A 15,747-nucleotide genomic window follows, 5' to 3' on the forward strand; every position below is an offset into this window, starting at 1 on the left:
AAGTTAAGCTCTTTAGCGCCAATGGTAGTTGGGACTTTGTCCCTGTGAGAGTAGGACGTTGCCAGGCACCTGAAAAAAGACTAGCTATTTTAGCTAGTCTTTTTTTGTGTGTTCATTTAAGTAACAAGAAATTAAGTAAGGAATCTTTTGAGCTGTAACCTCAAGGAACCTCAAGATAAATGGATAATCTCTCGAAGAGTATGTATGCAATAATTCATACCACCACTCTGTTTCATAACGTGAAATCATACTTAAATTATAAAGTAATAAGTAATGTGCCAACATCTCAGGGAAATATAAGCAGCTATCTTTTTCCAACGGTGCATGCAGCGTGTTAGCTTGGAAATTGTACATAAAAGGTGAACAATTATATAAACAGCTTGAAGGGTCAAGAATACATACCTGATCTTCTGACAAAGACAATGATAGATGGGAACGCTCTTTTAAAAAAGAATAGAGTCTTTCGTGATTCATATGATAACACCGTGTAACTTGTTCAGGAATAGGCAAAGAGGTAGCTGGAAGCGATCCAATAGTTGTTAAATGGGAAGATGGCCTCGTGCCCAAATTTAAAAATAATGTATCTAATTCAGGTACACAAGACAACAGATAATTCATTGTATATTTACTACCTTCTAGTTGTTTCACATGAAACAATTCTTCGCCTACTTGTGAAAATAAACCGCTTTTTTGAATCTTAACTTCATCATCTAAAAAATCATAACTTTGTTTTTTTCTTTTTCGTGTTGATACTCCATGTGCTAACACCGCCGTATTTTCGGGATATACGGGGTTTTGTGTTAACAAACAAGCTTTTAACAGCTGTGACATTCCATAAAATAATAAAACGGGTTGAACTGATACAGGAGATTGTGCCGCCACTTGATAATAATTTTTACTGTGTTCCAAATAATAAATAAATGGGTAACTGTTTTTAAAACTATGTTGCTCTGCATCGCTATAATTCAATTTTTGATAGCGCTTTTTTAAAAAGTCTTGTACAAAAGGAACGGAGAAAAATAAATTGTAGGACGTCCAAACATCATTAAATTTATGCAACTAAATCACCTTTTCTTTTTATTAGAATTATCTGATATCTAGTGAAGTTATTGACAGGTACATATCTGCTTGTTAATCTACTAATAATATTCTGTCGTTTAAAGGAGGATTCTATAATGTGGGAAAGCAAATTTTCTAAAGAAGGCTTAACATTTGATGACGTTTTACTGGTGCCAGCAAAATCTGAGGTACTACCTAAAGACGTTGATATGAGTGTTGAACTAACAAAAACATTAAAATTAAAGGTGCCGTTCATCAGTGCAGGAATGGATACAGTTACAGAAGCTGAAATGGCTATTGCGATGGCTAGACAAGGTGGTTTGGGTATCATTCACAAAAACATGTCAATTGAACAGCAAGCAGAACAAGTTGATAAAGTAAAACGTTCTGAAAGTGGTGTTATCACGGATCCTTTCTTTTTAACTCCTGAAAACCAAGTATTTGCTGCTGAACACTTAATGGGCAAATATCGTATCTCAGGTGTGCCGATTGTCAACAACGAAGAAGAACAAAAACTAGTTGGAATCCTTACAAACCGTGACTTGCGTTTCATCCAAGATTATTCAATGCAAATTGCTGATGTAATGACAAAAGAAGAATTAGTTACTGCTCCAGTAGGAACGACTTTAGAAGAAGCAGAGAAAATTCTACAGCAATACAAAATTGAAAAGTTACCTCTTGTAGATGACAATGGCGTATTAAAAGGCCTTATCACAATTAAAGACATTGAAAAAGTAATTGAGTTTCCAAATGCAGCTAAAGATCAACAAGGTCGATTATTAGTTGGAGCAGCTGTTGGCGTAACAGCTGATTCAAATGTTCGTATCGAAAAATTAGTACAAGCTGGCGTTGATGTTATAGTTATTGATACAGCGCATGGACATTCACAAGGCGTTTTAGATACAGTGCGCAGCATTCGCGAGGCATATCCAGAATTAAATATTATTGCTGGTAACGTAGCAACGGCTGAAGGTACAAAAGCATTAATTGAAGCTGGAGCAAACGTAGTAAAAGTAGGAATTGGACCTGGTTCAATTTGTACAACTCGTGTTGTCGCTGGTGTAGGCGTTCCACAAATTACGGCAGTATATGACTGTGCAACTGAAGCTCGTAAGCACGGGGTAGCTATTATTGCAGATGGCGGTATTAAGTACTCTGGAGATATCGTAAAAGCACTTGCAGCTGGTGGACATACAGTAATGCTAGGAAGCCTTCTAGCAGGAACGACAGAAAGCCCTGGCGAAACAGAAATCTACCAAGGAAGACGCTTTAAAGTGTATCGTGGAATGGGCTCTGTGGGAGCTATGGAAAAAGGAAGTAAAGATCGATACTTCCAAGAAGATAATAAAAAATTAGTTCCAGAAGGTATCGAAGGCCGTTTGCCTTACAAAGGACCTGTAGCAGATACTTTATATCAAATGATTGGTGGTTTACGCGCAGGAATGGGTTACTGTGGTTCAGCTAACTTAGAAGCGTTACGTGAACAGGCACAATTCATCCGTATGACTGGAGCAGGCTTAAGAGAAAGTCACCCACATGATGTACAAATTACAAAAGAATCTCCTAACTATTCTATGAGATAATCATGAATGTGTAAAAAACACGTTTCCTTAATAGGGAAACGTGTTTTTTATGTCATTAATCATGAATGTAACAGTACTTCTTTATCTATTTTTTTAAATTTTAGTATGATAAAATTACATTTATGTGAGTTTACGTTTGGAGGGTATAGAGTGAGAAACGCAGTACAGAAACAATTAATTTGTGTCATTGCTGTTATGTTAATGGCCAGCGTATTTTTTGTCTCTACACAAGCATCAGCTGCTTCTAAAACAGATGATATTGGCGTTGAAGCAGACGCAGCCATTTTAGTAGAGGCAAGTACGGGGAAAGTGCTATACGGGAAAAATACGGATGCTTTATTAGGTATTGCAAGCATGACAAAAATGATGACGGAATACCTAGTATTAGAATCCATAAAAGATAAGAAATTATCTTGGGATCAACGTGTGCCAGTTAGTAAATATGCAGCTAAAATTTCTCAGGATTATGGATTATCAAATGTACCATTAATCGAAAACCAAAAATATACGGTAAAAGAATTATATGATGCCATGGCTATTTATTCAGCTAATGGAGCAGCCATTGCTTTAGCTGAAGCTGTCAGTGGTTCTGAAGAAGGTTTCATTAAGTTAATGAATGAAACAGCAAAAAAATTAAATATGGGTGAATCAAAATTTGTCAATTCTACAGGTCTTTCTAATTCCTTGTTAAAAGGGATGTATCCAAAAGGAACAAAGGAAGAAGATGAGAACCTCCTATCTGCTCGGGCAGTTGCTACTCTTGCTTATCACTTGATTCATGATTATCCAGAATCTTTGGAAGTAGCCAAAACTCCTTCCAAGATGTTTAGACAAGGGCAACAAGGCGAAACAAAAATGAACAATTGGAATAAGATGCTCCCTGGTTTTTCAGCTGCATACAGCGGCGTAGACGGCTTAAAAACTGGTCATACAGATTTTGCAGGTCAATGTTTCACTGGAACTGCAGAGCGTAACGGGGTAAGATACATAACAGTTGTAATGAATGCCAAGGAAAACGGCAAGTCTACAGAAGCTGCTCGTTTTTCTCAAACGAAAAAGATATTGGATTATGCTTTTAGTCATTTTCAGTTAAAAGAAGTAGTGCCTGCTAACGGCGAGATTAAAGGGCATGAAACAATTGATGTTGCTAAAGGAAAATCAAAAGAAGCTTCCGTTTCTCCAAAGAATTCGGTAAAAATTATTACCGAAAAAGGTCAAAAAGATCATACTAAAATCAACTTTAAGTTAAACGATAAAGTTATGAACGATCAAAAAGTTGTTGCTCCTATTAAAAAAGGAGAAACAGTTGCTTATGTAAGTGCAACAAACAGCAATCTTAAAGATCTAGGCTATGTAGGAGGCCAAACTACAGATAGCATGACGCCGGTCGTGACAAACGAATCTGTTGAAAAAGCTGGATGGTTCTCTCTCGCTATCCGCAGTATTGGTAACTTCTTCAGCAATATTTGGATGAATGCTGCAAATACAGTGAATAACTGGTTTTAATGATAACTCAAGAGAAAGAAGAGATACTACAAGGGAGTATCTCTTTTTTTTATTTTTAGATTTGTTTGTATATAATCTATAAATTAGATAGGAATTTTCCGAAAAATACGGTAAAATAGACACTAAGTTTTGAATTTTGTATATACACTAAAAATTATTGTGAAACACTTGATACAGGAGGAAGACAAACATGAATAACATTACAGGTACTGATCGTGTAAAACGAGGAATGGCGGAAATGCAAAAAGGTGGCGTTATCATGGACGTGATCAACGCAGAGCAAGCAAAAATTGCAGAAGCAGCAGGCGCTGTTGCCGTTATGGCATTAGAGCGTGTTCCAGCTGATATCCGTGCAGCAGGCGGCGTGTCTCGTATGGCAGACCCAACAATTGTTGAAGAAGTGATGAATGCTGTGTCCATTCCAGTTATGGCAAAAGCTCGTATTGGCCATATTGTTGAAGCACGCGTGCTAGAAGCGATGGGTGTAGACTACATCGATGAAAGTGAAGTGTTGACTCCAGCTGATGAGGAGTTTCATTTAAATAAAAATACATTTACGGTTCCATTTGTGTGCGGTTGTCGTGATCTTGGTGAAGCATCCCGCCGTATTGCTGAAGGAGCTGCAATGCTTCGTACAAAAGGCGAACCAGGGACAGGAAACATCGTGGAAGCAGTGCGTCATATGCGCCAAGTAAACGCTCAAGTACGTAAAGTTGTGGGCATGGACGAAGATGAGTTAATGACAGAGGCAAAACTATTAGGCGCGCCTTATGAGTTATTACTGCAAATTAAACGTGAAGGTCGCCTACCGGTTGTAAACTTTGCAGCGGGCGGTGTAGCAACACCAGCAGACGCAGCGTTAATGATGCAGCTTGGAGCAGACGGTGTGTTCGTTGGTTCAGGAATCTTTAAATCCGACAACCCTGAAAAATTTGCTCGAGCAATCGTTGAGGCAACAACGCATTATCAAGATTATGAACTCATTGCAAACTTGTCAAAAGGATTAGGAAGTGCAATGAAAGGGATTGAAATTTCATCATTATTACCAGAAAACCGCATGCAAGAGCGTGGATGGTAATTTAAAGGGAGTTTTGACAAAATGGTAAAAGTAGGCGTGTTAGGATTACAAGGTGCCTTTCGCGAGCATGCACAAGCATTAGAAGCAGCAGGCGCTGAAGCCATTATTATTAAAAAAGTTGAACAGCTAGACGAAATAGATGGTTTAATCCTACCGGGCGGCGAAAGCACAGCGATGCGTCGTCTGATTGACAAGTATGACTTTATGGAACCTCTTCGCCAGTTTGCACAAGCAGGTAAACCGGTGTTTGGTACGTGTGCGGGTTTAATTTTACTTGCAGGACAAGTTGTTGACCGTGAAGAGCCCCATTTAGGTGTTATGGATATTACGGTAGCTCGAAATTCATTTGGGCGCCAACGAGATAGCTTTGAAGCTGCTCTAAATATTAAAGATATTGGTGAAGATTTTATAGGCGTATTTATCCGTGCTCCGCATATTGTAGAAGTAGGAGAAAACGTTGAAGTTTTGGCAATGCATAATGACCGAATTGTTGCAGCAAGACAAGGTCAATTCTTGGGATGTTCGTTTCATCCAGAATTAACAGATGATGCTCGCATGGCTCAGTATTTTGTAGCAATGGTTGAAGAAGCTTCGAAAAAACCTGTATAAATGAATTGCATCTTGTAAAGACTTGTAGTACATTATGATTAATAAAAATGATATTGGTATAAAGCGTTGATAGGAAATAGTAATAAGATTTTTGATTTCAAGAGAGTCGATGGCTGGTGTGAATCGATAATCAATTCTTATGAATCCGTCCTGGAGCAAGCTGTCGAAAAAGTAGTAGGCAGTTTCGGTTCATCCGTTATCTGGTTTAAGAGGAAGGCTTATTTTAGCTTTCAATTAGGGTGGCAACGCGGGTAAACTCTCGTCCCTTTCATAGGGATGAGAGTTTTTATTTTGCCCTTTTATACTAAAGGAGGTACTCAGTATGTTAGATTTAAAATTTTTACGTGCTAATTTTAATGAAGTAAAAGAAAAGCTCAAGTTTCGTGGTGAGGACTTAACGGACTTAGGTCGCTTTGAAGAGTTAGATGCAAAACGCCGTGAGCTAATTGCTCAAACAGAAGAGTTAAAAAGCAAGCGAAATGAAGTATCACAGCAAATTGCACAATTGAAACGTGAAAAACAAGATGCTGATCATTTAATCGTCGAAATGCGTGAAGTAGGAGACCGCGTAAAGCAATTGGATGAAGAGCTTCGCAGCGTTGAAGAAGAGTTAGAGCTATTGCTGCTTTCAATTCCTAACGTTCCACATGAAAGTACGCCTGTAGGTGAAACTGAAGATGATAACGTAGAAGTTCGCAAATGGGGAGAAATTAAACAATTTGATTTTGAACCAAAACCGCATTGGGATTTAGGAACAGATTTAAATATTTTAGATTTTGAAAGAGCTTCGAAAGTAACGGGAAGCCGCTTTGTATTTTATAAAGGGTTAGGTGCAAGATTAGAACGTGCTCTTATTAACTTTATGATGGATTTACATATGGATGAGCATGGTTATGAAGAAATCCTTCCTCCATATATGGTGAATCGTACAAGTATGACAGGAACAGGGCAGCTTCCTAAATTTGAAGAAGATGCATTTAAAATTAAAGAAGAAGATTATTTCTTAATTCCTACAGCTGAAGTACCAGTTACAAATTTACATCGTGATGAAATTTTAAGCGGAGATCAGCTTCCAATTGCTTATACAGCGTATAGTGCTTGCTTCCGCTCAGAAGCAGGCTCTGCAGGAAGAGATACACGTGGGCTTATTCGTCAGCATCAGTTTAATAAAGTAGAACTTGTTCGCTTTGTTAAGCCAGAAGATTCTTATGATGAATTAGAAAAATTAACGGGCCATGCTGAAAAGGTTCTTCAACTATTAGGTTTACCTTACCGAGTTCTAAGCATGTGTACAGCTGACTTAGGTTTCACAGCAGCCAAAAAGTATGATATTGAAGTTTGGATTCCAAGTTATGAAACGTATCGTGAAATTTCTTCTTGTTCAAACTTTGAAAGCTTCCAAGCTCGCCGTGCTAATATTCGCTTCCGCCGTGATACAAAAGCAAAACCAGAACATGTTCATACACTAAATGGTTCTGGCTTAGCAATTGGCCGTACGGTAGCTGCAATTTTAGAAAACTACCAGCAGGAAGATGGATCAATTCAAATTCCAGAAGTGCTGCGTCCATATATGGGAAATAAAGAAGTTATTTCTAAATAAAAGTAGAAGATGTTCATTAAATTAATTTTTAATGAACATCTTTTTTAAAAAAATTAATAAAAGAGTTGACTTCATTATTTTTATATGATAAATTAATACTTGTCGATACGGAGGAATACCCAAGTCCGGCTGAAGGGATCGGTCTTGAAAACCGACAGGGGTGTTAAAGCCCGCGGGGGTTCGAATCCCTCTTCCTCCGCCATATTTGACTTATAATGCAATTAACATAGCGCGATAAATTGGAGATTGGAAAACCGTTACTTATAAGTAACGGTTTTTTATTTGTTGAAAATGCCGCTTTATTTATTAAAGCGGCATTTTTTTATAGCTGACGACGTTTTAACTTTTCATTATGTTGTAAAAAGCGAGCCACTTTTTCAACAATTGATTCAATTGAATCAGGATCCTTGAGAAGGTCGTATTCTCTAATATCTAAACGGAGAATAGGACAAGCCGTAAAGTTATTAATCCATTCTTCATATCGGGCGTGCATCTCTTTCCAATAATCAAGAGGCGTTTGTTGTTCCATTGGTCGCCCTCTTTCTTGAATGCGATCTACAATATCTTCGAAGCTGCCTTCCAAATAAATGAGCAGATCTGGATGAGGGAAGTATGGAGTCATAACCATTGCATCGAACAAGCTTGTATATGTCTCATAGTCTACTTTAGACATTGTTCCCTTTTCAAAATGCATCTTAGCAAAGATACCGGTATCTTCGTAAATGGATCTGTCTTGGATAAAGCCGCCGCCATACTCGAAAATCTTCTTTTGTTCTTTAAAGCGTTCCGCTAAAAAATATACCTGTAGGTGAAAGCTCCAGCGTTCAAAATCCCCATAAAATTTGTCCAGGTAAGGGTTGGAATCTACTTTTTCAAACGATGTGCGAAATTGGAGAGCATCAGCCAATGATTGAGTCATCGTAGATTTCCCAACTCCAACTGTACCCGCTATCGTCAACACAGCATCATTAGGAATGTTGTATTTCGATCGTAAGTTTACCATTATATACTCCTTTTCAACATACTCTCTTGAACCTCTGATAAGATTCTATTTAAGTGTTGTTTATTTTGTACAAAATCTATTTCATCACCGTTATAACGTAAAATGGTTACGTCAGGGTTCTTTTGTTCAAATGCCGTCATAGCTTTTTCATAATCATCACTTAGTCTCGCAAGGTAGTGAGGATCGATGTTTCGTTCAATTTCTCTTCCACGCATTTTAATACGCTTTAGCAAGGTATCTAAACTGGCATTTAAATAAATAATAATGTTCGGAGCCGGCATATCAGCCGTTAAGATGTGGAAGATTTGTACATATTTTTTATACTGTTCATCTTTTAACGTTTGCTCAGCGAAAATCATGTTTTTCATAATATGATAATCTGCTACAACAGGTTTTTTATAAGATAAGAACCCTTTTTGAATATCCTCTAACTGCTTATATCGATTACATAGAAAAAACATTTCGGTTTGAAAACTCCACTCGTCGATATTCTCATAAAATTTCCCGAGAAATGGATTTTCATCTACGATTTCTTTTAAAATTTCGAACTGAAATGCTTGTGCAATCTCTTTAGCTAGAGAGGTTTTTCCGACACCGATGGGTCCTTCTACTGAAATAAAAGGTGTGCCTTGCATTCATTTGCCTCCTTCATGACCACTCGTTCAAAAAAAACAGACAAAAAATATTTTAACATAGAGAAGGAGAATAAGGGGAAAAGAAATTTCTTTCAGTAAGAAGAATAACAAAAAGCCTACTGTTAACAGTAAGCTTTCCCTATTTATGGCTGTGTCACTCTTTTTGTAATTTTGAAGTTGTCTTCAATCAAGAGCCAGTTTTGTGGGAAATCTAAGCCTAGTTTCCAGTAGGCCATTCCTCTAAGTTTTAATTCTTTGATTAAATCAAACTTGGCCTGAATAGATCTAGCGTCTTCAAACCATACTTCGTGAGTGCGCTGCTGTTCATCTTTATACCGGAAGAAAGGAGCTTGTGCTTTATTGTCGTATTGAATAGCTACTTTATAACGAGCTGCCAACTCAATAGCTCGTTGAGGACTAATGGCTTTGGCATATTCTCCTCCTGGTTTGTAAGGCAGTGTCCAATCGTAACCATATAGGTTTTGGCCCATGATAATTTTTGAACTAGGTATTTCAGATACTGCATATTCTAAAACATCACGTACGGGACCAATAGGAGAGACGGCCATAGGAGGCCCACCGCTATATCCCCATTCATATGTCATTGGAACAACGAAGTTAGCAATCTCTCCAATGGCTTTATAATCATGTGCTTCATACCATTTGCCTTTTTGATCTCGACTTGTCTTCGGAGCTAAAGCCACAGACATGAGAAGTTGCTCATCTTGAAGACGCTTTTTTGCTTTCTGTAAGAATGCAATATAGGCTTCTTTATCTGCCGGACGCAAAAATTCGAAGTCAAAGTGAATGTCTCTGAAATTTTGTTCTTTCGCTGTTTTTACAATATTATTTAAGAGCGTATCTTGAACGTCTTTATTAGTTAAAATTGCTCGGCCGACTTCATCACTGAATGCACCGTTTTCAATATTAGCCAATACCATTAAGAAGATGACGTCATTTTCTTTAGCAATAGAACCTAAATTGTTAAGTGGAGGTGCCTTTAGAGAACCGTCTTTTTGCACTTCGAAGTTCGCTGGTCCGAGATAAGTAAGGTATTTTGCATTTTGATTAATCATTTTCTCTGTTTGAGGGGTGATTTTTCGATTGCTTGTTTCAACATACCCTAAAAACTCACCGTTTCTTTTGTTTGGGGAAGGGGGAATTAAGATGCGGCGGCCAGGTGTTAAGGGTGCTGTAACTGAAACATTGTTCGCATTGGCAATAGCCTGATAGCTAACGCCTAATTTTCGTCCTATTTTCCATATAGTGTCCCCAGCTTTTACTGTGTAGTAAGTACCGTTGATGGGAATAACCATAGATTGCCCGATGACGAGTTGATTTGGATTAGGTAATTCATTTGCTCTTATAATCTTTCCTGCGTCAATCCGGAACTGTTTTGCAATACTATATATACTGTCACCTGCTTTAACAGTGTAAATTTGCATAATAAAAAGCCTCCATTTCATATGACTTACTTCCATCATATGAGAAGGCTTTTTACTTAATTCATCAACTCAGTATGTTTGCAAATACGAGCATTTAATACGTTATGCATCATTCTTAAAGCAAAGGTATTGTCTTCATCTGCGTTTGAAGCAATACAATCTTCAGGCACAATTAAATTATACTCACGCATATAAGCATCGTTGGCTGAAAAAAGCACGCATATATTTCCCGCAATTCCTGTTAAAATAAGTGTATGCACATCGAGCTGTGATAGCAAAATATTTAAAGCTGTTCCATAGAAAATAGAATGCTTTGGTTTAATTAAAAAATAATCAGCGTTTTGTGGTGAAATGTGATGTAGAATGGGTGAACTTACCTCATTTGTGCAGTGTGTTAAAATGGTTTCTAAGTTTGCTTGCCATAGCTTATAGTGGTCATTGACGTAAATAATAGGGATATGTTGAGACGAGGCATATTGTTTTAATTCGGCAATATTTTGAGCGATTATTAAAGATTTTTCAGCAAGTACTTTGCCGTTTTTGAATTGAAAATCGTTTAGCATATCAATAATAATTAAAGCAGTTTTAGCATTCTTCACACAAGGTCTCTCCTTTTCCTGATGTACATAGTAAATAGTTTGACTCAGAAAAAATATAATATGTAAGGTTGGATAAAAAGTGTTAAATGATGAAAAGTATATGAGGTTGGCAATTGATGAAGCATTAAAAGCTAAAGATAAATTAGAGGTTCCTATTGGAGCAGTTATTGTTCAAAATGATGAGGTGATTGCTGCAGCTTATAACTTACGAGAAACAGAACAGCGATCAGTTGCTCATGCGGAACTTTTAGCCATTGATGAAGCATGTAAGAAACTAGGAACATGGAGGTTGGAAAACGCTACGTTATATGTCACCTTAGAACCATGTCCGATGTGTGCAGGTGCTATTGTATTATCAAGAGTGAAAAAAGTTGTGTTTGGCGCTTATGATCCTAAAGGTGGCTGCGCTGGAACATTGTTAAATTTATTAGAGTTTGAAAAGTTTAATCATCAAGCAGAAGTAGTAGGAGGTATGCTAGAAGAAGAATGCGGGAGCCTCTTAACGACTTTTTTTCGTGAGTTACGTCAACGAAAAAAGGCTGGAAAATAGCGCTAAAAAAGTAAGTTTTCTATAGCGGTTGCATTTTTGAATGAAAAGACGTATACTTGTAAATGCATCAACTTGATGCCCAAACTATTGGTTTCAACTTTGCCGTGCTAAGCGGGGAGGTAGCGGTGCCCTGTACTCGCAATCCGCTCTAGCGAGGCCGAATTCCTTCTTGAGGTTAGCTCATCTTAGGGCCTGCCTTAAGTAAGTGGTGTTGACGTTTGGGTCCTATGCAATGGGAATCTGTGAACCCTGTCAGGTCCGGAAGGAAGCAGCAGTAAGCAGAACCTCTCATGTGCCATGGGGTCGCCTGAACCGAGCTAACTGCTTAAGTAACGCCTGGGGTGGCTAATCGACGGAAGGTGCACGGCAGTTATATACATAAGTTTAGTCTACTCTGTGAGAGTAGGCTTTTTATTTTATCTCTTACTATTTTGAAAAAAAACCTCATAATACGCTATAATGAGAACTAATGAATTATATTAAAAGGAGAGGATGTAGTGGCATATCAGGCTCTGTACCGTGTATACCGTCCTCAAAGCTTTAACGACGTAGTCGGTCAACAACATATTATCAAAACACTTCAAAATGCCCTTGTCCAAGAAAAATTTTCGCATGCGTATTTATTTTCTGGGCCTCGAGGGACAGGGAAGACAACAGCTGCTAAAATTTTAGCGAAAGCCGTTAACTGTGAAAAAGCACCCATTGCTGAACCTTGTAATGAATGTGCAACTTGTCGGGGAATTACGGATGGTTCCATTTCTGATGTAATTGAAATTGATGCAGCCTCTAATAATGGAGTCGATGAAATTCGAGATATCCGTGATAAAGTAAAATATGCACCTAGTGCTGTTCGATACAAAGTGTACATTATTGATGAAGTTCATATGCTTTCAATTGGAGCTTTTAACGCTTTGTTAAAAACGTTAGAAGAACCTCCTGCACATGTCATCTTTATTTTAGCTACAACAGAGCCCCATAAAATTCCATTAACGATTATCTCCAGATGTCAGCGCTTTGATTTCAAACGCATTTCGCCAGAAGATATCGTATATCGAATGAAGGAAGTATTAGGTTCTGAAGAGCTAGAAGTAAGCGAGGATGCTCTTTACGAAATTGCGAAAGCTTCAGAAGGAGGCATGCGTGATGCACTTAGTCTTTTAGACCAAGCCATCTCGTATAGTACGGAGAAGGTGAGCTTAGAGGATGTTCTATCCATAACAGGAGCAGTATCACAGTCTTTTATTGTGAAGATCGTCCAAGCTATCTTTAACGAAAACATTGTAGAAGCGCTAGATTCTGTTGAAAGTTTGATCAAAAACGGAAAAGATCCAGCGAGGTTTGTAGAGGACCTCATCTTCTATTATCGTGATGTTCTGCTTTATCAAGCTTCAGAAGAAAATGCATATTTACTTGAAAAAGCAGCGGTTAACGAAGAGTTTAAAGAACTTAGTTCAAAAATGGATAGTGCCTTTATTTATAAAGTCATTGCTGAATTGAACCAAACTCAGCAAGAGATGAAATGGAGCAATCATCCTCGAGTGCTACTTGAAGTAGCTTTAGTAAAATTAGCTCAAAGTTCTACAAATCAAGAGGGTGCTCTTCCATATCAAGACATTTTGCAAAAAATGAATCAAATGGAAGCAGAACTGCAGCAGCTAAAAGAAAAAGGCATTCAAGTTGATCATACAGCTCAGGCAGCGCAAACAGAGAAAAAACAGACAAGACAGTCAAGAAGTCAGTACAAAACGCCTGTTGGAAAGGTAAATGAAGTTTTAAAAAATGCCACTCGGCAGAATTTAGAAACCATTAAGCGATCTTGGGCGCAGGTATTAGACACATTGAAACAACAAAATAAAGCTTCACATGCAGCGTTGTTATCTAACAGTGAACCGGTTGCGTCTTCAGATCAATCATTTATACTTAAATTCAAATATGAAATTCATTGCAAAATGGCTTCTGAAAATAACAACAATGTACGTGATAATTTAGAGAATATCTTATATACTTTAATTGGCAGCAAGCGTGAAATGGTTGCAATTCCAGAAAGTGAATGGGATAAAGTAAGAGAAGAGTTTCTTCAAGGACAGCAAAGTGATGGGTCATCAGGTCAACCACAGGAGGAAGACCCCGTGGTTGCAGAAGCGAAAAAGCTATTTGGAGAAGACTTAATCGAAATTCAAGAGTAAATTTAGGAGGAATGTTCATATGATGAAAGGCATGGGCAATATGCAAAAAATGATGAAACAAATGCAAAAAATGCAAAAAGATATGCAAAAAGCGCAGGAAGAGTTAGCTGAAAAAACTGTTGAAGGTACAGCTGGCGGTGGAATGGTAACAGTTGTGGTTAACGGTCAGAAACAAGTAATTGATGTAAATATTAAAGAGGATGTAGTAGATCCTGAAGATATTGAAATGCTACAAGATTTAGTACTAGCAGCAACAAATGACGCATTAAAACAAATGGACGATTTAACAAATAACACAATGGGTCAATTTACAAAAGGTTTAAATATTCCAGGACTTTAATAAGGTGGTTGCCACGTGCATTATCCAGAACCAATATCAAAGCTTATAGATAGTTTTATGAAGTTACCCGGCATTGGTCCAAAAACAGCTGTTCGCTTAGCGTTCTTTGTTTTATCTATGAAAGAAGATACGGTATTAGATTTTGCAAAAGCATTAGTTAATGCGAAGCGAAATTTAACCTATTGTTCAGTTTGTGGGCATATCACAGATCAAGATCCTTGCTACATTTGTCAAGATCAGCGTAGAGAGCGCAGTGTGGTGTGTGTCGTGCAAGACCCTAAAGATGTCATTGCAATGGAGAAAATGAAAGAATATAACGGCTTGTATCATGTCCTGCATGGCGCAATTTCACCTATGGAAGGAATAGGGCCTGAAGATATCAAAGTACCAGAGTTATTAAAAAGACTTCAAGATGATGAGATTCAAGAAGTGATTTTAGCTACTAACCCGAATATAGAGGGCGAAGCTACGGCTATGTATATCTCTAGGCTCTTAAAGCCGACAGGAATTAAAATTACTAGAATTGCTCATGGGTTACCCGTCGGAGGAGACCTTGAGTACGCGGACGAAGTAACATTATCTAAAGCCCTAGAAGGTAGAAGAGAAGTATAACGAGGTACTTGCATATGTTTTTTAAACGAAAAGGTTGGCTACGCAAAGAGTACGATGATGAATTTGTGAAGACTTTTATGCAAGTAAAGCAGGAATGGAGTCACAAAACTTCAATGGTAGAAAGAAGTGTAGATCCTTCAGAAGAGGTAATGGTAGATATTCGATTAGCCAAAATGAAGTATCTTTTTCTATTAAAAGAAGCCAAGCATCGAAATATTTCAATTAACAGGATGTCATAGAGGCATCCTGTTTTGTTGTCTTTATAAAATAAGGATTTCCCTCTGTGAAATAGTGCTTTTTTTGAATGCTTGGACATATATATAAGGTAACTTATCTGCTTTAAGAAGGAGGCAACATGCTAAATCATCCTATTGTAGTTGTGTCTTTTTTAATAGGGCTAATCATTCTACTCTTAGTAACAGGTGGTGTTGAAAAAATGCTTCGAGTCATTGGAAATTTATCGATTAAGCTTATTATTGGCGTTTTGCTGCTTTTCTTTATTAACATCTTTGGCGTACAGTTCGGTATTCATATTCCTATTAATTTCCCCACAGCCATTGTTTCAGCTATTTTAGGTATTCCAGGAATAGCTGCCCTACTTGTTATTAATAATTTCATATTATAATTTGGAGAAATATCCAAAATAAAAGTTTTCTGGAATATTTTCGAGAAAACTTTTATTTTTTTTAAAAAAGTTGTTGACCAGCAAATTATCAGATGTTATATTTATATACGTCGCTAAGACAGTAACGAAAAATAACTCGAAAATAACTTAAAGAAAAAAGTTGTTGACAAGTTATTCTTAAGGTGGTAAGATAAGAAAGTCGCCTTGAGGCAAGAGTTCTTTGAAAACTGAACGAAATAGTAAACGTCAACGTTAATTTTTATTTTTTAAATGAGCAAGTCAAACATTTCTTCGGAGAGTTTGATCCTGGCTCAGGA

16 protein-coding genes, 1 tRNA gene, 1 other RNA gene and 1 other annotated feature are annotated in these 15,747 nt (G+C 37.5%); of the genes, 13 read left to right on the forward strand and 5 right to left on the reverse strand.

Annotation, left to right across the window (positions count from 1 at the left end):
• Positions 1-93 precede the first annotated feature (93 nt).
• Positions 94-1,059 carry a YaaC family protein gene (locus ACH0CI_RS26955; protein ID WP_406902531.1) on the reverse strand — a complete coding sequence of 322 codons (966 nt, stop codon included), beginning with the start codon at positions 1,057-1,059 and terminating at the stop codon, positions 94-96.
• A 116-nt stretch (positions 1,060-1,175) separates the two neighbouring features.
• On the opposite strand from ACH0CI_RS26955, the gene guaB reads away from it, so the two are divergent.
• The 6 genes from guaB to ACH0CI_RS26985 all read left to right on the forward strand — a co-directional run bounded on the left by guaB (position 1,176) and on the right by ACH0CI_RS26985 (position 7,637).
• A complete protein-coding gene (gene guaB / locus ACH0CI_RS26960) occupies positions 1,176-2,642 on the forward strand; it encodes an IMP dehydrogenase (protein WP_013054827.1) in 1,467 nt (488 codons plus the stop codon).
• Between the two features lie 150 nt (positions 2,643-2,792).
• On the forward strand, positions 2,793-4,148 hold the full coding sequence (locus ACH0CI_RS26965) for a serine hydrolase (RefSeq protein WP_047749547.1): 1,356 nt from the start codon (positions 2,793-2,795) through the stop codon (positions 4,146-4,148).
• A 190-nt stretch (positions 4,149-4,338) separates the two neighbouring features.
• Entirely contained in the window at positions 4,339-5,226 is an 888-nt protein-coding gene (gene pdxS, locus ACH0CI_RS26970) for a pyridoxal 5'-phosphate synthase lyase subunit PdxS (RefSeq protein WP_013054829.1), read from the forward strand.
• Between the two features lie 21 nt (positions 5,227-5,247).
• The gene (gene pdxT / locus ACH0CI_RS26975; protein ID WP_028412710.1) at positions 5,248-5,835 is read left to right on the forward strand and encodes a pyridoxal 5'-phosphate synthase glutaminase subunit PdxT; all 588 of its coding nucleotides are present in this window, start codon (positions 5,248-5,250) and stop codon (positions 5,833-5,835) included.
• A gap of 57 nt (positions 5,836-5,892) precedes the next feature.
• Positions 5,893-6,105, forward strand: a binding site (T-box leader).
• Positions 6,106-6,157: 52 nt separating this feature from the next.
• A complete protein-coding gene (serS, locus tag ACH0CI_RS26980; RefSeq protein ID WP_028412709.1) occupies positions 6,158-7,435 on the forward strand; it encodes a serine--tRNA ligase in 1,278 nt (425 codons plus the stop codon).
• A gap of 109 nt (positions 7,436-7,544) precedes the next feature.
• Positions 7,545-7,637: transfer RNA gene (locus ACH0CI_RS26985), tRNA-Ser, on the forward strand.
• Positions 7,638-7,757: 120 nt separating this feature from the next.
• Here the strand turns inward: ACH0CI_RS26985 and ACH0CI_RS26990 are convergent.
• The 4 genes from ACH0CI_RS26990 to ACH0CI_RS27005 form a co-directional block, all read right to left on the reverse strand.
• Positions 7,758-8,438, reverse strand: coding sequence for a deoxynucleoside kinase (locus ACH0CI_RS26990; protein WP_028412708.1), 681 nt, complete (start codon positions 8,436-8,438; stop codon positions 7,758-7,760).
• Positions 8,438-9,073, reverse strand: coding sequence for a deoxynucleoside kinase (locus tag ACH0CI_RS26995; protein ID WP_028412707.1), 636 nt, complete (start codon positions 9,071-9,073; stop codon positions 8,438-8,440). Before ACH0CI_RS26995 ends, ACH0CI_RS26990 begins: the two co-directional genes overlap by 1 nt.
• Positions 9,074-9,216: 143 nt before the next feature.
• Positions 9,217-10,518 (reverse strand): glycoside hydrolase family 18 protein, encoded by a 1,302-nt coding sequence (locus ACH0CI_RS27000; RefSeq protein ID WP_013081323.1) that lies wholly within the window; start codon positions 10,516-10,518, stop codon positions 9,217-9,219.
• 56 nt (positions 10,519-10,574) lie between these two features.
• On the reverse strand, positions 10,575-11,117 hold the full coding sequence (locus ACH0CI_RS27005; protein WP_033580900.1) for a cysteine hydrolase family protein: 543 nt from the start codon (positions 11,115-11,117) through the stop codon (positions 10,575-10,577).
• 79 nt (positions 11,118-11,196) lie between these two features.
• Here ACH0CI_RS27005 and tadA point away from each other — a divergent pair, with 79 nt between their 5' ends.
• From tadA to ACH0CI_RS27040, 7 genes are all read left to right on the forward strand, one after another.
• A complete protein-coding gene (tadA, locus tag ACH0CI_RS27010; protein WP_406902533.1) occupies positions 11,197-11,667 on the forward strand; it encodes a tRNA adenosine(34) deaminase TadA in 471 nt (156 codons plus the stop codon).
• Positions 11,668-11,769: 102 nt separating this feature from the next.
• Positions 11,770-12,034: signal recognition particle sRNA large type (gene ffs / locus ACH0CI_RS27015), an RNA gene on the forward strand.
• Between the two features lie 130 nt (positions 12,035-12,164).
• Positions 12,165-13,853: a DNA polymerase III subunit gamma/tau gene (dnaX, locus tag ACH0CI_RS27020; protein ID WP_028412704.1), complete on the forward strand. Its 1,689-nt coding sequence runs from the start codon at positions 12,165-12,167 to the stop codon at positions 13,851-13,853.
• Positions 13,854-13,872: 19 nt separating this feature from the next.
• Positions 13,873-14,193 carry a YbaB/EbfC family nucleoid-associated protein gene (locus ACH0CI_RS27025; protein ID WP_013081327.1) on the forward strand — a complete coding sequence of 107 codons (321 nt, stop codon included), beginning with the start codon at positions 13,873-13,875 and terminating at the stop codon, positions 14,191-14,193.
• A 15-nt stretch (positions 14,194-14,208) separates the two neighbouring features.
• The gene (recR, locus tag ACH0CI_RS27030) at positions 14,209-14,805 is read left to right on the forward strand and encodes a recombination mediator RecR (protein ID WP_014461944.1); all 597 of its coding nucleotides are present in this window, start codon (positions 14,209-14,211) and stop codon (positions 14,803-14,805) included.
• Positions 14,806-14,819: 14 nt separating this feature from the next.
• Positions 14,820-15,044, forward strand: a complete 225-nt coding sequence (locus ACH0CI_RS27035; protein WP_013054840.1) for a YaaL family protein — start codon at positions 14,820-14,822, stop codon at positions 15,042-15,044.
• 116 nt (positions 15,045-15,160) lie between these two features.
• A complete protein-coding gene (locus ACH0CI_RS27040) occupies positions 15,161-15,430 on the forward strand; it encodes a pro-sigmaK processing inhibitor BofA family protein (RefSeq protein WP_013081328.1) in 270 nt (89 codons plus the stop codon).
• The last annotated feature ends 317 nt before the right edge of the window (positions 15,431-15,747 follow it).

This window comes from Priestia sp. 179-F W1.4 NHS (assembly GCF_045369295.1).
In the GTDB taxonomy this organism is placed as follows: Bacteria; Bacillota; Bacilli; order Bacillales; family Bacillaceae_H; genus Priestia; species Priestia zanthoxyli.